The 19,075-nt window shown below is 70.5% G+C and carries 19 protein-coding genes; 15 read left to right on the top strand and 4 right to left on the bottom strand.

Going from position 1 to position 19,075, the window contains the following annotated elements:
• The first annotated feature begins 30 nt into the window (after positions 1-30).
• The 8 genes from ACFXOO_RS13355 to ACFXOO_RS13320 are packed head-to-tail and all read left to right on the top strand — an operon-like array spanning position 31 to position 8,141.
• A complete protein-coding gene (locus ACFXOO_RS13355; RefSeq protein ID WP_394563842.1) occupies positions 31-1,692 on the top strand; it encodes a TIGR04028 family ABC transporter substrate-binding protein in 1,662 nt (553 codons plus the stop codon).
• A 57-nt stretch (positions 1,693-1,749) separates the two neighbouring features.
• Positions 1,750-2,685 carry an ABC transporter permease gene (locus ACFXOO_RS13350; RefSeq protein WP_378841621.1) on the top strand — a complete coding sequence of 312 codons (936 nt, stop codon included), beginning with the start codon at positions 1,750-1,752 and terminating at the stop codon, positions 2,683-2,685.
• The gene (locus tag ACFXOO_RS13345; protein ID WP_394563841.1) at positions 2,682-3,533 is read left to right on the top strand and encodes an ABC transporter permease; all 852 of its coding nucleotides are present in this window, start codon (positions 2,682-2,684) and stop codon (positions 3,531-3,533) included. Before ACFXOO_RS13350 ends, ACFXOO_RS13345 begins: the two co-directional genes overlap by 4 nt.
• Positions 3,530-5,176, top strand: a complete 1,647-nt coding sequence (locus ACFXOO_RS13340) for a dipeptide ABC transporter ATP-binding protein (protein WP_394563839.1) — start codon at positions 3,530-3,532, stop codon at positions 5,174-5,176. The genes ACFXOO_RS13345 and ACFXOO_RS13340 overlap by 4 nt, the downstream gene beginning before the upstream one ends.
• A 1-nt stretch (position 5,177) precedes the next feature.
• Positions 5,178-6,245: a putative FMN-dependent luciferase-like monooxygenase gene (locus ACFXOO_RS13335; protein WP_378841617.1), complete on the top strand. Its 1,068-nt coding sequence runs from the start codon at positions 5,178-5,180 to the stop codon at positions 6,243-6,245.
• A complete protein-coding gene (locus ACFXOO_RS13330; RefSeq protein ID WP_394563838.1) occupies positions 6,242-6,886 on the top strand; it encodes a CMD domain protein in 645 nt (214 codons plus the stop codon). Before ACFXOO_RS13335 ends, ACFXOO_RS13330 begins: the two co-directional genes overlap by 4 nt.
• Positions 6,883-7,500: an alkylhydroperoxidase domain protein gene (locus ACFXOO_RS13325; protein ID WP_394563837.1), complete on the top strand. Its 618-nt coding sequence runs from the start codon at positions 6,883-6,885 to the stop codon at positions 7,498-7,500. Before ACFXOO_RS13330 ends, ACFXOO_RS13325 begins: the two co-directional genes overlap by 4 nt.
• The gene (locus ACFXOO_RS13320) at positions 7,497-8,141 is read left to right on the top strand and encodes a VOC family protein (RefSeq protein WP_394563836.1); all 645 of its coding nucleotides are present in this window, start codon (positions 7,497-7,499) and stop codon (positions 8,139-8,141) included. The genes ACFXOO_RS13325 and ACFXOO_RS13320 overlap by 4 nt, the downstream gene beginning before the upstream one ends.
• Here the strand turns inward: ACFXOO_RS13320 and ACFXOO_RS13315 are convergent.
• Positions 8,131-8,832, bottom strand: coding sequence for an alpha/beta hydrolase (locus tag ACFXOO_RS13315; protein ID WP_394563835.1), 702 nt, complete (start codon positions 8,830-8,832; stop codon positions 8,131-8,133). The genes ACFXOO_RS13320 and ACFXOO_RS13315 overlap by 11 nt on opposite strands.
• 103 nt (positions 8,833-8,935) lie before the next feature.
• Here ACFXOO_RS13315 and ACFXOO_RS13310 point away from each other — a divergent pair, with 103 nt between their 5' ends.
• On the top strand, positions 8,936-9,604 hold the full coding sequence (locus ACFXOO_RS13310; RefSeq protein ID WP_394563834.1) for an NUDIX hydrolase family protein: 669 nt from the start codon (positions 8,936-8,938) through the stop codon (positions 9,602-9,604).
• Positions 9,605-9,657: 53 nt separating this feature from the next.
• Here ACFXOO_RS13310 and ACFXOO_RS13305 read toward each other — a convergent pair whose 3' ends face one another.
• The 3 genes from ACFXOO_RS13305 to ACFXOO_RS13295 all read right to left on the bottom strand — a co-directional run bounded on the left by ACFXOO_RS13305 (position 9,658) and on the right by ACFXOO_RS13295 (position 12,873).
• Complete coding sequence (locus ACFXOO_RS13305) at positions 9,658-10,728, bottom strand: threonine aldolase family protein (RefSeq protein WP_378841608.1); 1,071 nt, start codon at positions 10,726-10,728, stop codon at positions 9,658-9,660.
• A gap of 62 nt (positions 10,729-10,790) precedes the next feature.
• Positions 10,791-11,513 carry an SDR family oxidoreductase gene (locus ACFXOO_RS13300; RefSeq protein ID WP_378854280.1) on the bottom strand — a complete coding sequence of 241 codons (723 nt, stop codon included), beginning with the start codon at positions 11,511-11,513 and terminating at the stop codon, positions 10,791-10,793.
• Positions 11,506-12,873: a DUF6421 family protein gene (locus ACFXOO_RS13295; protein WP_394563921.1), complete on the bottom strand. Its 1,368-nt coding sequence runs from the start codon at positions 12,871-12,873 to the stop codon at positions 11,506-11,508. The genes ACFXOO_RS13300 and ACFXOO_RS13295 overlap by 8 nt, the downstream gene beginning before the upstream one ends.
• Before the next feature lie 240 nt (positions 12,874-13,113).
• Between ACFXOO_RS13295 and ACFXOO_RS13290 the strand changes: the two genes are divergently transcribed.
• From ACFXOO_RS13290 to ACFXOO_RS13265, 6 genes are all read left to right on the top strand, one after another.
• A complete protein-coding gene (locus tag ACFXOO_RS13290; protein ID WP_378854282.1) occupies positions 13,114-13,614 on the top strand; it encodes an Lrp/AsnC family transcriptional regulator in 501 nt (166 codons plus the stop codon).
• 68 nt (positions 13,615-13,682) lie between these two features.
• A complete protein-coding gene (locus ACFXOO_RS13285) occupies positions 13,683-14,837 on the top strand; it encodes a sensor histidine kinase (protein ID WP_378841602.1) in 1,155 nt (384 codons plus the stop codon).
• Positions 14,834-15,472 carry a response regulator gene (locus ACFXOO_RS13280; protein WP_378854286.1) on the top strand — a complete coding sequence of 213 codons (639 nt, stop codon included), beginning with the start codon at positions 14,834-14,836 and terminating at the stop codon, positions 15,470-15,472. The genes ACFXOO_RS13285 and ACFXOO_RS13280 overlap by 4 nt, the downstream gene beginning before the upstream one ends.
• A gap of 52 nt (positions 15,473-15,524) precedes the next feature.
• A complete protein-coding gene (locus ACFXOO_RS13275; RefSeq protein ID WP_378841598.1) occupies positions 15,525-16,727 on the top strand; it encodes a glycoside hydrolase family 3 N-terminal domain-containing protein in 1,203 nt (400 codons plus the stop codon).
• A gap of 85 nt (positions 16,728-16,812) precedes the next feature.
• Positions 16,813-17,580, top strand: coding sequence for an ABC transporter ATP-binding protein (locus ACFXOO_RS13270; RefSeq protein ID WP_378841596.1), 768 nt, complete (start codon positions 16,813-16,815; stop codon positions 17,578-17,580).
• A 47-nt stretch (positions 17,581-17,627) separates the two neighbouring features.
• Positions 17,628-19,064, top strand: coding sequence for an FtsX-like permease family protein (locus tag ACFXOO_RS13265; protein ID WP_394563920.1), 1,437 nt, complete (start codon positions 17,628-17,630; stop codon positions 19,062-19,064).
• Positions 19,065-19,075: the final 11 nt, after the last annotated feature.

Genomic DNA, 19,075 nt, shown 5'->3' with positions numbered 1-19,075 from the left:
AGATACCTATCCCCGAAGAGGAATGCAGACATGGCATCACGTTTCCCGAGATGGGCGCTCGCCGCGGCAGCAGTCGCGACCACCGCCTCACTGCTGGCCGGCTGCGCGGCCGGCGGATCCGCCGACCCGAGTGCGTCCGGTGCCGGCGAACCGGTCACCGGAGGCGACCTCACGTACCTCGAGCCGCAGACCTGGACCACCCTGTACCCGCCCGCAGCGGGGTTCTACCCCAACGGCGGCATCGTCAACAACATCACGTCGCGTCTGCTCTACCAGAACCCCGAGACCCTCGAGCTCGAGCCGTGGATCGCCACCGCTCTCCCCGAGGTCAACGCGGACGCCACCGAGTACACCTTCACCATCCGCACGGATGTGACCTATTCCGACGGCACTCCGCTCACCGCCGAGAACGTCGTGGCCAACTTCGATCTGTTCGGCAAGGGCAACCCCGACAAGAAGCTCACGGTGTCGGAGGCCATCAACAACTACGACCACGGCGAGGTCGTCGACGAGTCCACGGTCAAGTTCTTCTTCACGGCCCCGGCCCCCGGCTTCGGACAGGCCGTCTCGACGATCAACTCGGGTCTCGTTTCGGACTCCACCCTGGCACTGGGCAGCGAGGGATACGGCCCGGGCAACGCCGCGGAGGTCATCGGCGCCGGTCCGTTCGTGATCAGCGACGAGCAGGTGGGCACCCAGGTGACCCTGGAGGCCCGGGACGACTACGACTGGGCTCCTCCGTCGCTCGAGCACCAGGGTCGCCCATACCTCGACTCGCTGACGTATGTCGTGGCGGCCGAGGACAGTGTGCGCGTCGGCACGGTCGTCGCCGGTCAGGCCCAGATCGCGCGACAGATCCCCGCCCCCGACGAGGCGCAGTTCGCCGGCGGCGGACTCTCGCTGCACGCGGCGGCCACCAACGGCGTGAACAACGGACTGAGCTTCCGCTTCCGCAACCCGCTGCTGAGCGACATCCGCGTCCGTCAGGCACTCATCGCGGGCATCGACCGTCAGGCCATCATCGACACGCTCTTCACCGCGAACTACCCCCTGGCCACCGGTGCGCTCGCAAAGACCGCCCGCGGCTACGTCGACACGTCCTCGTACTACGAGTTCGACCCCGACAAGGCGGCCCAGCTGCTCGATGACGCCGGGTGGGCCGTGGGTTCGGACGGCATCCGCGAGAAGGACGGGCAGAAGCTGTCGCTCACCTTCAACGACGCCCTGCCCCAGCCGCGGTCGAAGGAGGTCGTGACGCTCATCCAGGAGCAGCTCGCCGGTCTCGGGGTCGAGGTCAACCTCCTTCCGGGCGACCAGGCGGCGCAGACCGCGGCGAGTCTCGACGTGAACACCGTGCAGGTTTACCACTCGATGGTCGGTCGTGCCGACTTCGATGTCCTGAAGTCGCAGTACGCCTCCGGCAACCGGAACACGCTGCTCAACCGCGACGCGGCCGACAGCTCGGTCGCGGACCCGGAGCTCGACACCCTTCTGGCCGACATCGCATCCGTCCCGACGACGGACGAGCGCGAAGCGGCGTCGAAGGCGGCGCAGGAATACCTGGCGGAGAACGCCTATATCCTCCCGATCTTCGAGGAACCCCAGGTGTTCGGTCTGAGCGGCGGCGTTCAGGGCTTCTCCACCGAGTCCGTCGGACGCCCGTCCTTCTACTCGACCTGGCTTCAGAAGTAGGAACACGAGTCGAGGTGGCCGGTCGTCCCCGCGACGGCCGGCCACCCGAGGCATCCCATGAGATACGTTCTGCAGCGGCTGGGCCAGGCACTCATCGTGCTGGTGCTGGCCTACATCGCCGCCTACGTGCTGCTCGCGCTGCTCCCCGGCGATGCGGTGCTCGCGCGGTACGGGTCGCCCGAACTCGGCCTGTCGCCGCAGCAGCTCGATGAGATCCGCGCGGCGTACGGGGCGGACCAGCCGCTGATCACCCGGTTCGTCGATTCGACCCTGGGATATCTGCGCGGCGACTTCGGGTACTCGGTGCAGTCCGGCGCGGCCGTGTCCACCCTCCTCGCCGCGGCGCTGCCGTCGACCCTGACCCTCGCGTTCTTCTCCACGATCCTCGCCGTGGTGCTCGCGGGCATCATCGCCTTCACGGCGACGCACGGGGCGGGCGGTCCCCTGCGGCGGTTCTTCCGCAGCATGCCGCCGCTGTTCGTGTCGGTGCCGGTGTTCTGGATCGGAATCATCCTCATCCAGATCTTCTCCTTCCGCCTGGGCTGGGTGCCGCTGATCGGCGCCGACCCCGTGCAGGCGCTCATCCTGCCGGTGATCACGATCGCGATCCCCATCGCCGCCCCCCTCGCCCAGGTGCTCATCCGCAGCATCGACGACGTGAGCGCGCAGCCCTTCGTCCAGGTCGTGCGCGCCCGGGGCGCCAGCACCAGCTGGCTGCTCTGGCGAAACATCACGCGCAACGCGCTCCTGCCCACCCTCACGATCGCAGGACTCCTCTTCGGAGAACTGGTCGGCGGGGCCGTCGTGACCGAGACGGTCTTCGGACGGGCCGGGATCGGCCAGCTCACGGCGCAGGCGGTCGCGAACCGGGACTCGCCGGTGCTGCTCGCCATCGTCATCCTGTCGTCCGTCACCTTCGTCGTGATCAACCTCATCGTCGATCTGCTCTATCCCGTGCTCAACCCCCGACTCCGCACCGAGGTCACCGCATGACCGCCCTCACCGCCATCACGGCCGGCCCCGCAGCGCGCGCACGGCGGAGGCGCTGGGTCCGCCCCGGCATCGTGCTGTCTCTGCTGGTGCTCGCGGTCGCTCTGCTGTGGACGGTCCTGCCGTCCCTCTTCGCACCCGGCGACCCGACGGCCGGTTCCGCCGGTCAGGCGCTCAGACCCCCGTCGCCGGAGCACTGGTTCGGCACGGACTCGCTCGGCCGTGACCTGTACACGCGCGTCGTGCACGGCGCGGCGCAATCCGTGACGGGCGCGCTGATCGCCGTCACGGTCGGCTTCGTCGTCGGCACCGCGATCGGCCTCATCGCGGGGTCGGTGCGCGGCTGGGTCGACGACAGCCTGATGCGCGTGATCGACGTCATGCTCGCCATCCCGTCCCTGCTGCTCTCGCTGAGCATCGTGATCCTCCTCGGCTTCGGCACCGCCACGACGGCGGTGGCGGTCGGCGTGACCTCCATCGCCGTCTTCGCGCGACTGTCGCGTTCGCAGGTGGTGAGCGTGCGCGTGAGCGAATACGTCGAGGCGGCGTACGGCAGCGGCGGCACGTTCTGGACCGTGATGTGGCGTCACATCCTCCCGAACTCGATCACCCCGGTGGTCGCACTCATCGCCCTGCAGTTCGGATCGGCGATCCTGCAGATCGCGACTCTCGGCTTCCTCGGCTACGGGGCGCCGCCGCCCACCCCGGAGTGGGGTCTGCTCATCTCCGAAGGACGCAACTACGTCGCGACGGCGTGGTGGCTGACGGTGCTCCCGGGCATCGTCGTCGTCCTCGTCGTGCTGGCGACCAACCGGGTGAGCCAGGCCATCCGCGGAGGAGGAGAAGGATGAGCGCCGAGCCGCTTCTGCGCATCACCGACCTGCGAGTGCAGTACGAGACGGACCGAGGACCGGTGGATGCTGTGGCCGGGGTGTCCTTGGACGTCATGGCCGGCACCACCACCGCGATCGTGGGTGAATCCGGTTCGGGCAAGACGACCGTCGCGCAGACCGTCATGGGGTTGATCGCGGCGAACGGCAGAGTGCCGTCGGGCAGCATCCGTCTGGGCGATCTCGAGCTGGTCGGGCTGTCGGATCGCCGCTTCCGGCAGATCCGCGGACGCCGGATCGGCCTCATCCCGCAGGATCCCGGCAATTCGCTCAACCCGGTCAAGACGATCGGCGCCAGCGTGGGCGAGAGCCTGCGCATCCACGGGTGGCGGGACGGGCGGAAGATCGCTGCGCGCGTGCACGAGCTGCTGGAGAAGGTCGACATCGACGACCCCGAGGCGCGGGCACGCCAGTATCCGCATGAGCTCAGCGGCGGGATGCGCCAGCGCGTGCTGATCGCGGCGGCACTCGCGCTGGAGCCGGAACTCGTGATCGCGGACGAGCCCACGAGCGCGCTGGACGTCACCGTTCAGCGGCGCGTGCTCGAGCTCATCGACCGGTTGAGACAGGACACCGGCACCGGCGTCCTGTTCATCACCCACGATCTCGCCGTCGCGGCCGACCACTCCGAGCAGCTCGTCGTGATGCGTGGAGGCGAGGTGCAGGAGCACGGGCCGACGCGCGAGGTGATCGCCGCGCCGACCGCCGAGTACACCAGGGCGCTGCTGTCGGACGCGCCCTCGTTGAGCACCGTCGTGATCCGCGAGCGGGTGCGGGTGTCCGGAGCCGAATCCCCCCTCGTCGTGGTGGAGGGTCTGCGACAGGAGTACTCGCGCGGGCGCCGCAGGACACCCTTCCTCGCCGTCGACGGCGTGAGCTTCACCGTCCCCGCCGGAACCACCCATGCGCTCGTCGGTGAATCCGGGTCGGGAAAGACCACCACAGGGCGCGCGATCGCAGGGTTCGGGCGTCCGACGGCAGGGTCGATCCGCGTGGACGGGGTCGAGGTCACCGCCTTGCGCTCGGCGCGCGCGTACCGACGCACGACTCAGCTCGTCTCTCAGAACCCCTACGGCTCGCTCGATCCGCGACAGAGCGTCGGAGAGGTCGTCGCCGAGCCGCTGCGCAACTTCGGCCTGGGCGGTGCCCGTGAGCGCGCCGCGTGTGCCGCGCACCACCTGGAACTCGTCGCACTCACCCCGGAAATGGCCACCCGGAGCCCTGCCGAACTCTCGGGTGGTCAGCGCCAACGGGTGGCGATCGCCCGAGCGCTGATCCTCGAGCCGCGCCTGGTCGTGCTCGACGAGGCCGTGTCGGCGCTGGACGTGACGGTCCAGGCGCAGATCCTCCGGCTGCTCAACCGCCTGCAGCAGGAGCTCGGACTCACCTACATCTTCATCTCGCACGATCTGGCCGTGGTGCGTCAACTGGCCGATACCGTATCGGTGATGCGACGTGGCGAGCAGGTCGAACTCGGACCGGTGGACCGCGTGTTCGCCGACCCGCAGAGCGAGTACACCCGGCAGCTGATCGCCGCCATCCCCGGAGCCAGCCTGCGCTCCGGACTCCCCGCTCCACACTCTCCATCGAAACAAGAGGGATGACATGACCACATCGCCCCGTGTCGGGTTCTTCACCCGCGTGCTCGATCAGGCGTCGGCAGCCGATCGCTACCGATTCGCCATCGAGCAGATCGAGCAGGCGGAGCGTGTCGGCTTCGCATCGGCCTGGCTCGCGCAGCACCACTTCCACGAACAGGAGGGCGGTCTCCCCTCGCCGTTCGTGCTCCTGGCCGCAGCGGCCCAGCGCACATCCCGCATCGCGCTCGGCACCGCGGTGGTCACTCTTCCCCTGGACGACCCGCTGCGGGTGGCGGAGGACGCCACGGTGCTCGACGCCCTCAGCGGCGGACGCGTGCAGCTCGGGCTGGCGACCGGGGGCACCCCGTCCTCCTTCGACGCGTTCGGGCGCTCGTTCGACGATCGTCGTCAGGTGTTCACCGATCACTTCGAGGTGCTTCTGGACGCACTCGGCGGGCGCGGCATCCGGGGCACCGAGCACGCGATCTACCCCTACGCGACCGACCTCGACCGCCGCATCTGGCAGGCGACCTTCTCCGTCGAAGGCGGCGTCCGCGCGGCCGAGCGGGGCGACGGGCTGCTGCTGTCTCGAACGCAGCCGCGCCCCGACCGCAACCGTGACATCCCCCTCCACGACGTGCAGGTTCCGGTCGTCGAGGGATATCTCGCGCACCTGGCAGACGGCGTGCAGCCGCGGATCCTGGCGTCGCGCACCGCTCTCGTCGTCGATGAGGAGAACCGCGGAAAGGTCGTCGACCACGTCGGCGAGGCGCTGCACAAGCTCGCCGCCACCTTCGTCGGAGTCGAGCCCGGCGAGCTGTCGATCGACGAGCTCTTCCGGGTCACCGACACCCACGTCGGCACCGTCGATGAGGTGGTCGCCTCCCTCGGTGCCGACCGCACGATCGATCAGGTCACCGACGTGTCGTTCCAGGTGCACTCGATCGACGCTCCGCACGAGTGGACGCTGCGCTCCATCGAGTTGATCGCGACCGAAGTCGCGCCACGCCTCGGCTGGAGTGTCGGACCCGAAGCCGCCGAGGCGCTCCGGAACGCCCACCGCAGCCCCGCCGTCCTGGAGGGAACGCGATGACCACCCCCGCATCCACCACGACGGCCGTCGACATCATCGACCTGCTGAGCGGAGCAGCCGCGTCGAGCGACATCGCCCCCATCCGCGGTCATCGGCCGCAGGCGCGCGAGCAGGCGCAGCGCAGCTTCAGCGCGCTGTTCGAGCCCGCCGACCCCGGCACGTTCCCCGTGGCCGACCGTTACGCCGTCGCCGCCTACGTGTCGGGGCTGCACGGCTTTCCCGCCGCGTCGGCGTTCTACTCGGACCTGCTCGCCGACGAGGACGCGGAACTCAGCGCCCCCGTCGCGGCCCTGGTCCGGGCCACGGCCACCTCCGGACCCTTCGGCACGTATCGAGAAGAAGGACTGCAGGGCGAGAACACCTCGGGTACGGCGTTCGACGCCTCGGAGGACCGGGCCGGCGCTTTCGACACCCGCCTGCGAGCAGCGTTCGCCCATGCTCATCTGCTGGTCTTCCGTCCGCGCGAATCCAGCGGTGCCGCGCTCGCGGCGCTCGCCGACGCCGGATGGTCCGACGACGACATCGTCACCCTGTCGCAGCTCGTGGCCTTCCTGTCGTTCCAACTCCGCACCGCGTGGGGCCTGCGCGTACTGGCGGGCAGCGATCCCGCGCGCGACGAATCGAACGGAGAGCGCCGATGAGCGTCATCGACTACCCCGAGCTGCACCGTCCCGATCGGTTCACCCAGGAGGGCCTCGGCTGGGTCCCCTGGATCGAGCCGGTACCCGAAGAAGAGCTTTCGCCGCGCCAGCGTGCGGCTCTGATCGATGACTTCCGCATCAAGAGCCCTTACTTCCGTCTGCTCGTGCGCAACCCGGAGGCGCTCCAGGCGCGCACGCTGACCGATCTCGACATCTTCTTCAACACCGCCGACGGCGTCGGCCGAGCCGAGCGCGAGCTGGCCGCCGCCGCGACGTCGCGCGCGAACGGGTGCGTCTTCTGCGCTTCGGTGCACGCCGCAGCGGCCACCCGCGAATCCGGTCGCCGTGATGACGTCCAGCGTCTTCTCGACGAGGGCATCGGCGCGGATGTCGGCGACGACGTGTGGAACGCGGTCGTGGATGCCGCGGCGGCGCTGTCAGCGACGCCACCGCGCTTCGGCACCGCGCAGATCGATCGACTGCGTGCCGCCGGACTCGACGATGCGGACATCGTCGACATCGTCAACAGCTCGGCGTTCTTCAGCTGGGCGAATCGTCTCATGCTGTCGCTCGGCGAGCCCGAGGTCCCCGCCCGGCGGGCGGGCACGAAGTGACGGTTCCCGCGCTGCTGGACCACGTCGTCATCGCCGGTCCCGACCTCGAGGTGCTCGTCGGCTGGTTCGCCGCGGCGACCGGGGTGACCGCCGCCGCCGGTGGGCGGCATCCCACGGGTACGGCGAACCATCTCGTCGCCCTCACGGTGGACGGTGCGCGCGTGCCGCACTACATCGAGCTGATCGCTCCGGACGCCGACTCCGACATCGTGCCGACGACCTTCGGCATCGTCGATCTGCCCGGGCCCCGGATCGTGACCTACGCGGTGCATCCCGATGACATCGCGGCTGTGGCCGAGCGTGCCCGCGCCGCCGGCTACGACCCCGGCCCGGTGACGCCTCTCTCTCGCCGCACCCCCGACGGCTCGCTGCTGGAGTGGACGCTCGTGCGGGCGGCCGACCCGATTCCCGAGGTGCCCTTCCTCATCGACTGGGGGACGACGCCCCAGCCCGGGCTGGGCGATCTGCCGACGATCGAGCTCGTCTCCTTCACCCGCATCGAGGAGGATCCCGAACGGGTGATTCGGCTGAACGCGACGCTGGGTCTCGGCGATGGCGCGACGGCCGAGGTCGTGCAGGGGGCGCCGTCTCGGTTCGAGCTCGTGCTGCGGACGGCGGACGGCACGCTCGTCACCCTGTGACGTCTCCCTGCACCTTCTCGAGGAACACGCGCACGTCGGCGAGCTCCTGCTCCGAGACGCTGTGGGTGAGCCCCGGATAGACCCGGCCGCTGAGATCGGCGTGCCCCGGCAGCCATTGGACGGTGTGCTCGACGAGGAATTCCGGAATCACCTCGTCGCGGGTCCCGCGGCCCCAGAACACCGGCGGCTTCCGCGTGGCGAGCTGAGCGTCGCCCGCCAGCAGGCCGGGGCTGGCGTAGCCACTCAGGTTGATGACGAACGCGAAGCGTTCCGGCGCGAGCCGCAGCGCCTGGATCGCGACGGCGGCGCCCTGCGAGAAGCCGAGCATGCCGACGCTCTCCGCCCCGATCGCGGCACGATCCACCCACGCGAGGACGGCGGATGCGGCATCCGTGACGGCGTCCGGATCCCGGCCGTCGAGGGCCGTCCGGGGCCCCGCCCCGGACCCTCCGTTCTCTGACGCGCCGCCGATCGGATACCACGAGTACCCCGGCGACGGCCATGGCGGCGCGAGCGGGGCGCGCACGGCGGCCAGGACGAACTCGGGGGGAAGATGGGGTGCCAGCCCGAACAGGTCGTGTTCGTCGGCGCCGTATCCGTGCAGCAGGACGAGCAACGGCCGCCCGGCGCGCTCGCCGTCGGGCACCGACCAGAGCACGGCGGCGTCGTCGAGGTCGGGGAGTTCGTCCATGTCCCCATCCTGACAGGGGCCGCCGACCTCCGTCAGGGCCGGTGCGGTTCATCGCGACGGTCTGTCGATCGGCGGGGGAGCGACCGTGAGGTATACAAGAGGCATGGCCGTGCGCACCCCAGACCCCGACCCGAACGAGCGCGACGACGACAATTCGTCCCGGGACCAACGTCGCGGGGATGGCTCGTCCGGGTTCACCGGGGGGCACCCCCTGGGCGACGGGAGGTTCGGCTCCGCGGCCGCCGACAACGTGGCCAACCCCGGTTGGCTGTCGGATGTCGAGCTCGCCGAGGCCCGGCGCCGGATGCCGATGCTCTACGTCGAGGCCGTTCCCGTGCGCACTGATGGGATGGGCGCCGTCACCGATGTGGGGATCCTGCTGCGCGCGACGCCGCTCGGCGAGATCACGCGCACGATCGTGAGTGGTCGGGTGCGATACGGCGAGACGGTGCGCGACGCCCTGTTCCGCCACCTCGAGAACGATCTCGGACCGATGGCGTTCCCGCTCCTGCCGCCCTCGCCCGTGCCGTTCACGGTGGCCGAGTACTTCCCGATCCCCGGGGTGAGCGCCTTCCACGACGATCGCCAGCACGCGGTCTCCCTGGCCTTCGTCGTCCCTGTCACCGGTACGTGCGAGCCCCGCCAGGACGCTCTCGAGGTGACGTGGATGCCGCCGCAGGAAGCGGCATCCGACTCCCTCGCCGCCGAGATGGAGGGCGGCCGCGGGTCGCTCATCCGCCTCGCTCTGGCGAGCGTCGGCGCCCTGCGCTGACGGCCTCTGCGCCGGTCGTCGTCGACGCACGGCTATCCGTCGGACGCACGACCTCAGCCGCGGGACGTCTCCCGCGCGATCGCGGCGACGAACGCGTCCACGTCGTCCTCCTGTGTGTCGAACGAGCACATCCAGCGCACTTCGTTCCTCGCGGCATCCCAGTCGTAGAAGCGGAAGCTCTGCCGCAGCGCATCGGCGACCCCGTCGGGCAGGGTCGCGAACACGCCGTTCGCCTGCGTCGGGTGGGTGAACGCGACGCCGGTGATCGAACCGTCGTCGATGCCCGCCTCGACCCCGGCGCGCAGGCGCTGGGCCATGGCGTTGGAGTGGGTCGCGTTCTGCAGCCACAGGTCGCCCTCCAGCAGTGCGATCAGCTGCGCCGAGACGAACCGCATCTTCGAGGCCAGCTGCATATTGAGTTTGCGCAGGAAGGTGAGCCCCGTGGAGGCCTCGGGGTCGAGTACGACCACGGCCTCGCCGAGCATCGCGCCGTTCTTGGTTCCGCCGAAGCTCAGCACGTCGACGCCGACGTCGCGCGTGAAGGCCCGCAGGGGGAGGCCGAGCGCGGCCGCGGCATTGGAGATGCGCGCGCCGTCGAGGTGCACGCGCATGCCGAGCGAGTGCGCATGATCGGTGATCGCCCGGATCTCCTCCGCCGTGTACACGGTGCCGAGCTCCGTCGATTGGGTGATCGAGACCACCAGCGGCTGCGCCCGATGCTCGTCGCCCCATCCCCACGCCTCGCGGTCGATCAGGTCGGGGGTGAGCTTGCCGTCGTCCGTGGGGACGGTCAGCAGCTTGATGCCCGCCACCCGCTCCGGCGCGCCGCCCTCGTCGACGTTGATGTGGGCGGTGGCGGCGGCCACGACCGCCCCCCATCGCGGCAGCATCGACTGCAGACCGATGACGTTCGCACCCGTGCCGTTGAACACGGGGAATGCCTCGACGCCGTCGCCGAAGTGGCCGGCGAACACCTCTTGCAGCCGCGCCGTGTAGACGTCGTCGCCGTACGCGGTCTGGTGGCCGCCGGTGGCGGCGCCGATGGCGGCGAGGACGTCGGGGTGGATGCCGGAGTAGTTGTCCGAGGCGAAGCCGCGGACGGTCTGGTCATGAAGCGTGGTCACGGGGGTCCAATCTAGTTGCGGGTCGCGGCGTCCGGCGCCTGGGGTAGGGCGGGACCGCCGCGTCAGGCGGGGTGCAGCTCGACGACGGAGTCGTTCACGTCCCCCGCAGGTGCGTCCCACAGACCGACGAACGCGGCGCCGAGAACTCCTTCGAGCCCCGCAAGTGCCTTCACCCGGAAGATGACGGATGCTGCTGCCAGCGGCCGTCCGCCGTCACGGGCGGTCTTCGCGAACCCCTGCGCGACGGCGTGCGTCCATGCTTCACTCGCCGCCTTGACGGCCGCGTAGTTCGCTCCGCCCGCGAGGGGACGCGCGACGGCGGTCGAGGAGACGATCGCCTGGCGTGCGGCATCCGATGCCTTCAGGTCATCGTCGAACGCGCGCGACACGTGTCGGAGCGCTGTGAGCGAGCCTTCGAGGAAGCGGAAGTCGTCGTCGCTCTGCCCGGCGAGCCCCCCGCCCCCGCGCCACCCGCCGACGAGGTGGAGCACCCCGTCGACCCGTCCGTGGGCGGCGCGGATACGCTGCGCCAGCGCCGACACCTCCGACTCGCTGCCCAGGTCGCACACCTCGGTGGTCAGCCGTTCGTCGCCGACCGATGCACGCAGACGGTCGAGCTTGCCTGCATCGCGGCCGGCGGCGATGACGCGGGCGTCCGCGGCGACGAGGGAGGCCGCGGAGGCGAGCCCTGCCGCGCTCGTCGCGCCGGCGATGAGCACGAGACGGCCCGCAGCTCCGCCACCGGCCGCAGACCCGACGGAGCGAGCCGCACCGTCCTCAGACATCGCCGGCCCGGATCCCCTCGGTCGATGCGATGACGGGCCGCATCTTCTTCTCCAGGGCCTCGAAGAACATCGACAGCGGGAACTCGTCGTCGAGCACGGCGTTCGTGTAGCCCGAGACGGGCCCGGCGAGCACGTCGTCGGGCAGCCCGCGTGCCCAGTGCGATGCGGGGTGCGGGGTGAGCGTCGTGCGCACGAGGTCGTAGGCGGCCAGCCAGTGCGCTGCCTTCGGGCGGTCGATCGAGCGCCAGTAGAGCTCGTCGATCGCGTCGCCGAGCGCGATGACCGCCGCCGGGACACCGTCCCAGTCGAAGGTCAGTGCCGTATCGGTCCAGTGCAGCACGCCGCGCTGGTGCAGCCAGGCGAAGAGCAGCTGACCGCCGAGCCCGTCGTAGTTGCGTACGCGCGAGCCCGTGATCGCGAAGCGGAAGATCCGGTCGAAGATGACCGCGTACTGCACCAGCCGGGCGTGCTCGAGCATCTGCGTCTCGGTGGTCGAGAGCTCATCGCATTCTTCGGCCCAGGCGGTGAGACGCTGCTGGATCGCGACCGACTCGCGGAAGGCGGTGAGGTCGCAGCGCAGTTCCTCGAGCGAATACAGGAAGTACGGCATCCGCTGCTTGATCATGAAGGGGTCGAACGGCAGGTCGCCGCGCATATGGGTGCGGTCGTGGATGATGTCCCACATCACGAACGTCTGCTCGGTCAACTCCTGGTCGTCGAGCATGCGCGCGGCCTCCGCCGGCAGCTCGAGCTTGGTGATGTCGGCCGCGGCGCGGACGACACGGCGGTAGCGGGCCGCTTCGCGGTCCTGGAAGATCGCCCCCCAGGTGAACGTCGGGATCTCGCGCATCGCGACCGTCTCGGGGAACAGCACCGCCGAATTGGTGTCGTATCCGGGGGTGAAGTCGATGAGCTTGAGCGACAGGAACAGCTTGTTGCCGTAGTCGCCCGCCTCGAGCTGAGCGATGAACTCCGGCCAGATCGCTTCGACGATGAGGGCCTCGACGAAGCGGTTCGCGGAGCCGTTCTGCGTGTACATCGGGAAGATCACCAGGTGACGGATGCCGTCGATCCGGTGCCTCTGCGGCTGGAAGGCGATCAGCGAATCGTAGAAGTCGGGGATGCCGAAGCCGGCGCCCGCCCACCGGCGGAAGTCCTCACCGGAGGCCGAGAGGTACATCGCGTCGTGCGGGAACAGGGGCGCGAGCGAGTCGATGGCGCGGACGATGACATCGACGTGCGCCTGCGCGGTCGGATGGGCGGCCGTGTCGGGCACCGATCCGTCCTTCGCCTGCAGGCCCTGCAGGGCGATCGCCGCCGCCTTGAGTGCGATCCAGGCCGCCGAGCGCTCGACGTCCATCACGGTCGCCGTCGCCTCGGAGGTGTCGACGACGGTCTGCGTGGTCTGCTCGCTGGTCGGGGGGAAGGGCACGGCAACCTCCGATCGAGGGCACCGGGGCCGATCGGGCCGGGCGGTGCGGGGGTCCGACGCTGCGACGAGTCATCGCGCGTTCACGGACACTCTAGGAAGAATGCCCGTGCTTCGCTGGATCACCGGAAATATTCCTGTCGTGGGGCCTCCGGGCGATAGCATCTGGTCATGACCCTCTCCCGTGAGCAGGCCCGCGTTCGGGGCGCACACCCGCTCGACGCGACCGACCTGTCGATCCTCGAGCAGATCTCCGCCGACGGCCGGGCGACGCTCGCACACCTGTCCGAGGGCGTCGGCCTCTCGGTATCCGCCGTGCAGGCACGCCTCCGTCGCCTCGAGACCCGCGGTGTGATCACCGGCTATCGTCCGGTGCTCGACCCGGAAGCGCTCGGCAAGCCGCTGTCGGCGTTCATCGAGATCACACCTCTCGATCCCGGCCAGCCCGACGACGCACCGGACCGGCTCGCGCACCTCGACGCTATCGAGGCATGCCACTCGATCGCCGGCGACGCGAGCTACATGCTGTTCGCCCGGGTGGGTTCGCCGCGCGCACTCGAAACACTGATCCGCGACATCCGTTCCAGCGCGGCCGTGAACACGCGCACCACGATCGTGCTGCAGACCTTCTACGAGAACCGTCCGATCGTGCCGGCGCGCTCGTCCGCCTGACCGGGCGCCCGCCGCGGATACATCTCCAGACGGATGCCTCGGCGGGGGCGCTCGCGTAGCGTGAGAGCGTGTTCCGCCCCCTCACCCGCACTCAGCTCGTCCTGGACGCGGTCGCGGCGATCGTCTTCTTCCTCGCGTTCGGATTCCTGGTGTTCCACTCCGCGGACCAGCCCGCCGGGTACGCCGGCGGGATCGTGGTCTCGCTGCTCATGTCGGGAGCACTGGCCGTGCGCCGGCTCTCGCCGCCGCTCGCCCTGACGATCGCGTGGGTCGGTGCGATCCTGCAGATGAGCCTCGGATTGAACCCCCAGCCGAGCAACATCGCGATCTTCGCCGTCCTCTACGTCACGGCGGCATATGGCAGCCGACTGGTGTTCTGGGTCGGTTTTGCCTCGGCCCTCGTCGGTGCGCTCGTGATCTCGCTGTACATCTTCCTGGGGACGACCTTCACCGGCGTCGGCATCACGCCGTCCACGATCACCCTGGCGGCCGTCACCTACATCGCCGCGACCTTCGCCCTGCTCCTGTCCTGGACCGTCGGTGCGCTCGTGCGCACGACGCGGGGGGCGCGTGTGACGCGCGCGGCGCAGCAGCGCGCCGAGGCTGAGGCGATCGCCGAACAGCAGCGGGTCGCGATCGCGCGGGACATGCACGACGTCGTGGCGCACTCCCTCGCGGTCGTGATCGCCCAGGCGGACGGTGCGCGCTACGCCGCGGCATCCGATCCCGATGCGGCCCCCGCGGCGCTGGCGACCATCTCGTCCACGGCGCGAGCCGCGCTCGCCGATGTTCGGACGCTGCTCGCCCAACTGCGGCACATCCAGAGCGATGGGCCGCAGCCGATGCTGGCCGATCTCGAGGGGCTGTACGCGCGGGTGCGGTCCGCCGGGGTGCCGCTCGAGGTCGACGTCGACCCGGCCCCGCCGGGCGAGCCGCCGGCCGCTGTCCAGCTGGCGGTCTACCGGATCCTTCAGGAGGCGCTGACGAACGCGCTGCGCCACGGGGACGGTCGCGCCGTGCGCATCGCGCTGGCCTGGCACGCCGATCGTGTCGATCTGCGCGTGCGCAACGGTGTTCCCGCCGGCACGACCCCCGGACGCAGCGGGCACGGCATGATCGGCATGACCGAGCGCGCGAATCTCGTGGGCGGTCGGCTTCAGGCCAGGGGCACCGGTGACGATTTCCTCGTGCACGCGACCCTGCCGATCGGAGGGCCGACGTGATCCGCGTCGTCCTCGTCGACGACCAGGCGCTGTTCCGCGCCGGCATCAGGATGATGGTCGAGTCGCAGTCCGACCTCGTCGTCGTCGGGGAGGCGGCCGACGGCGCTCAGGCCATCGAGGTCGTGCGCAGGACGGCGCCCGACGTCGTGCTGATGGACATCCGCATGCCTGTCCTCGACGGGCTCTCGGCGACCGCCGAGCTGCTGAAGGACGACCACCCGCCCCGCGTGGTCATGCTCACGACGTTCGATCTCGATGAGGCGGCGGCACGGGCGATCCGCCAGGGGGCGAGCGGATTCCTGCTCAAGGATGCCGACCCCGAGTTCCTTCTCGCGGCGATCCGCACGGTGCATGCGGGCTCGGCCGTGATCGCGGCATCCGCCACCCGCGACCTGTTCGCGCACTTCTCGGATGCCGCGCCCCGCCCGGTACCGCCCGCTTTCGCCACACTCACCGAGCGTGAGCGCGAGATCTTCGCGCTGGCCGCACGCGGGCTGTCCAACGCCGAGATCGCCGGGCGGGAGTTCCTCTCCGAGGCGACGGTCAAGACGCACATCAGCCGCATCCTGGGAAAGCTCGCACTGCGCGATCGTGTGCAGCTGGTGGTGTTCGCCTTCGAGCACGGGCTCGCCTGATCGCCCGCCGGCTCGGGCCGACGTCGAGACGACCGCGATTAGGCTCGCTCGTGTGACTTTCCGCCGCACCGTTCTGGGGATCGCGGCGACCATCGGTGCTCTCGTGCTGGCGGGGTGCGCACCGCAGAGCGTGCGAGATGCGAGCGCGTCGCCCAGCGACTCCCGCACGATGTCCCCGACCGCGACTCCGTCTCCGACGCCGACGCTCTCCTGCGCGGCGCGCATCGTCGACGGCCTCACCCCGGACGAGCAGGCGGGACAGCTCATCATCGTGGGACTCGGCGATAACGAAGACCCCACATTGTTGGACGACGCGATCACCCGGTACCACCTCGCCGGAGTCGTCCTCCTGGGCGGGTGGGACGGCGGGATGAGCGTCGCTCGGACCGCCTCGACGCACCTGCAGTCGTTGGCGGGTCCCGCGACCGGCGGGCTCGGCCTCCTGATCGCCGCCGACCAGGAGGGCGGTGACGTGCAGCAGCTGCGCGGCGAGGGCTTCACCGCCATCCCCTCCGCGGTGCAGCAGGGCGCGCTCGACCCCGCCACGCTGGCGGCGCAGGCGACCGTGTGGGCCGCCGAGCTCCGCGCCGCCGGGATCAACCTCAACCTCGCCCCTGTGGCCGACACCGTTCCGGCCGACCTGGGGCGCGGCAATCCTCCGATCGGCGGACTGAACCGGCAGTTCTCGAGTGACCCCACGGCCGTGGCATCCCATGTCGTCGCCGTCGTCGACGCGATGGCCGCTGCGGGGGTCGGCACCACGATCAAGCATTTTCCCGGACTCGGGCGCGTGACCGGGAACACCGACTTCACGGCGAGCGGGACGGCCGACGACGTCACGACCTCGACCGACGCGTACCTCCAGCCGTTCGCGGCGGGCATCGCCGCCGGGGTCCCGGCGGTCATGATCAGCAGTGCGATCTACACGCAGATCGATCCCACCACCGAAGCGGTGTTCTCGGCCGCCGTGATCACGTCGCTCCTGCGCGGCCAGGTCGGCTTCGACGGCGTGGTGATCAGCGACGACATCGGCGTCGCGGCATCCGTCGCCTCGACACCCGTCACCGACCGGGCCACCGCTTTCGTCGGAGCGGGGGGCGATCTCGCGCTCACCGCCGATCCGGCGGCCGTCGGGCCGTTCCACGACTCGCTCGTGGCGGCGATGGCAGATCCCGCCTTCGCGGCGAAGGTGACGGACGCGGCGACCCGCGTGGTGCAGCTCAAGGTGGATCTCGGTCTCGCGACCTGCGGGTGAGCAGCGGCAACGTCATCCCTGCGATGTAGGCGGATGACCCTGACGGCGGACGCGCGGCAGTGGGCCGTCTTCGTAGCGTCGAGTCATGCAGATCACATCCAGCGACCTCGGGCTCGCCGCCCACGTCCAGCACCTCACGAAGACCTACGGCAGCGCCGGCACGGCGGCGGGCGCCGTGCGCGCCCTCGACGACGTCTCGGTCGGCATCCGCCGGGGCGAGTTCACCGCGATCATGGGACCGTCCGGGTCGGGGAAGTCCACGCTCATGCACATCATGGCGGGGCTCGATGCGCCGAGCTCGGGCCGCGCATGGATCGGCGACACCGACATCACCGGGCTCAGCGACCTCGAGCTGACGGTCCTTCGTCGCAGACGGGTCGGGTTCGTCTTCCAGGCGTTCAACCTGGTTCCGACACTCGATGTCCGTGAGAACATCAGCCTTCCGTTCGACCTCGACGGGCGGCGACCGAGCGCGATCGAACGCGCGCGCATCGATGGTCTCGTCGAGTCGCTCGGGCTCGCCGACCGCCTGCGTCATCGACCGCACGAGCTCAGCGGCGGCCAGCAGCAGCGCGTGGCGATCGCCCGCGCGCTCGCGACGGCGCCCGATCTCGTGTTCGCCGACGAGCCGACCGGCAACCTCGATTCGCGGTCCGGCCGCGAGGTCCTCGCACTCCTCGCGGCGGCCAGTCGCGACGGCCAGTCGATCGCGATGGTCACGCACGACCCGATCGCGGCGAGCCACGCCGACCGCGTGCTGTTCCTCGGCGATGGGCGCATCGTCGCCGACAAGCCGCGACAGAGCGCCGCCGAGATCTCCGCGTACATGCTGCAGAGCGAGGTCGCGGCATGAGCGCGGCGACATCCGCCGGCCCGGGCGCGCGCACCGTATCGACGCGGATGCCCCGCCCCGCGGCATCCGCACGAATGGGGTGGTTGCGGGAGCGGGGGATGGGGGCGAGCGTCATCGTCTCGGGGATCTCGAGCGCGTTCGGAGTGGTGCTGATCAGCACGACCGGATGGATCGGAGCCGTGATGCGCGCCGATCCGTACATGGGCGACAGCGGGACCCTCGCCCTGGTGCTGAGCATCCTGTCGTTCCTGTTCGTCGCGGTCTCCGTGTACGTCGGCGCCATCGTGACGGCGAACACCTTCGCGACCGTCGTGGCCGGGCGCACGCGCCGCATCGCACTGCTGCGTCTGATCGGGGCCTCGGCCGCGTCGCAGCGCAGGGAGGTCGCACGCCAGGGACTCATCGTCGGCACCATCGGGGCGATGATCGGTCTGGTGCTGGGCACGGCGGTCGCGGCGGCGTTCATCGGCTGGGGCGGGCCGGCGCTCGGGGCGCCCGCAGTGGCGTACGAGCTCGTGCGCGGAGACCTGCTCGTGCCGGCCGCCGTGGTCGCCCTCACGACGTGGGGGGCCGCGTGGGTCGGATCCCGTCGCGTCCTCACGGTCACTCCGCTGCAGGCGCTCGGCGAATCGGTCGAGTCGTCCTCGGCGGAGCTGGTGCGTCGAACGGGCCGCAACCTGATCGCGATCGCGCTGTTCGTCGCGGGCGCGGCCCTGCTGGCCGTCGGGATCGTGGTGGGCCTCACGTCGCCCACCGGCGTACTGGTCTCCTTCGCGGGCGGTGTCCTGTCGTTCACCGGCCTCATCCTCGGCTCGACGATGCTGATGCCGCCGGTGCTGAGTGCGGTCGGCCGCCTGCTGGGTCGTTCGGCGCCCGCCCGCCTCGCCGCGGCGAATGCGCGCCGCAGCCCCGAGCGGTCGTCCCGCATGACGATGGGACTGGTCATCGGAGTCACCCTGATCACGATGTTCGCCGTGGCGCTCGAGTCGACGAAGTCGGTGATCGCGGCCTCGGCCGGCGGGGAGCTCCCCGCCGAGATGGAGACCGTGATGAACACGTTCACGGGCATCGTGACCGCTCTGATCGGCGTGAGTGCCGTGATCGCCGCCGTCGGGCTGGTCAACCTCCTCACGCTGAGCATCCTGCAGCGCCGCCGCGAGCTCGGTCTGCTGCGCGCGCTCGGCCTGGCGTCGGGTCAGGTGCGCGGAATGGTGCTGCGCGAGGCCGCCCACTTGACGGCGGCCGCCGTGGTGACGGGCCTCGTGCTCGGCACGGTCTACGGGTGGGCGGGGGCGCAGTCCCTGCTCGGCTCGGTGAAGCTGAGCCCGGATGCCTCGCCCGCCGGCACGCTCGTCGCTCCGTCGATCCCGGGGTGGACGATCCTCGGCATCGTCGTGGCAGCCGCGGTGCTGACCCTGATCGCCGCCGTCGTCCCGACCCGCCTGGCCACCAGGGTCACCCCGGTGGCGGCGCTGGCCGAGTAGCCCGGGGCGCG

This window comes from Microbacterium sp. P03 (genome assembly GCF_043556235.1).
GTDB lineage: Bacteria > Actinomycetota > Actinomycetes > Actinomycetales > Microbacteriaceae > Microbacterium.
The sequence above is the reverse complement of the archived record's forward strand: the minus strand, read 5'-3'. Positions and strand labels throughout refer to the sequence as shown.

Bases quoted from the DNA above. Each gene is read 5' to 3' on its own strand.
- ACFXOO_RS13355 (WP_394563842.1), top strand. From the start codon at position 31: ATGGCATCACGTTTCCCGAGATGGGCGCTCGCCGCGGCAGCAGTCGCG.
- ACFXOO_RS13350 (WP_378841621.1), top strand. From the start codon at position 1,750: ATGAGATACGTTCTGCAGCGGCTGGGCCAGGCACTCATCGTGCTGGTG.
- ACFXOO_RS13345 (WP_394563841.1), top strand. From the start codon at position 2,682: ATGACCGCCCTCACCGCCATCACGGCCGGCCCCGCAGCGCGCGCACGG.
- ACFXOO_RS13340 (WP_394563839.1), top strand. From the start codon at position 3,530: ATGAGCGCCGAGCCGCTTCTGCGCATCACCGACCTGCGAGTGCAGTAC.
- ACFXOO_RS13335 (WP_378841617.1), top strand. From the start codon at position 5,178: ATGACCACATCGCCCCGTGTCGGGTTCTTCACCCGCGTGCTCGATCAG.
- ACFXOO_RS13330 (WP_394563838.1), top strand. From the start codon at position 6,242: ATGACCACCCCCGCATCCACCACGACGGCCGTCGACATCATCGACCTG.
- ACFXOO_RS13325 (WP_394563837.1), top strand. From the start codon at position 6,883: ATGAGCGTCATCGACTACCCCGAGCTGCACCGTCCCGATCGGTTCACC.
- ACFXOO_RS13315 (WP_394563835.1), bottom strand. From the start codon at position 8,832: ATGGACGAACTCCCCGACCTCGACGACGCCGCCGTGCTCTGGTCGGTG.
- ACFXOO_RS13310 (WP_394563834.1), top strand. From the start codon at position 8,936: ATGGCCGTGCGCACCCCAGACCCCGACCCGAACGAGCGCGACGACGAC.
- ACFXOO_RS13300 (WP_378854280.1), bottom strand. From the start codon at position 11,513: ATGTCTGAGGACGGTGCGGCTCGCTCCGTCGGGTCTGCGGCCGGTGGC.
- ACFXOO_RS13295 (WP_394563921.1), bottom strand. From the start codon at position 12,873: ATGGACGTCGAGCGCTCGGCGGCCTGGATCGCACTCAAGGCGGCGGCG.
- ACFXOO_RS13290 (WP_378854282.1), top strand. From the start codon at position 13,114: ATGACCCTCTCCCGTGAGCAGGCCCGCGTTCGGGGCGCACACCCGCTC.
- ACFXOO_RS13270 (WP_378841596.1), top strand. From the start codon at position 16,813: ATGCAGATCACATCCAGCGACCTCGGGCTCGCCGCCCACGTCCAGCAC.
- ACFXOO_RS13265 (WP_394563920.1), top strand. From the start codon at position 17,628: ATGCCCCGCCCCGCGGCATCCGCACGAATGGGGTGGTTGCGGGAGCGG.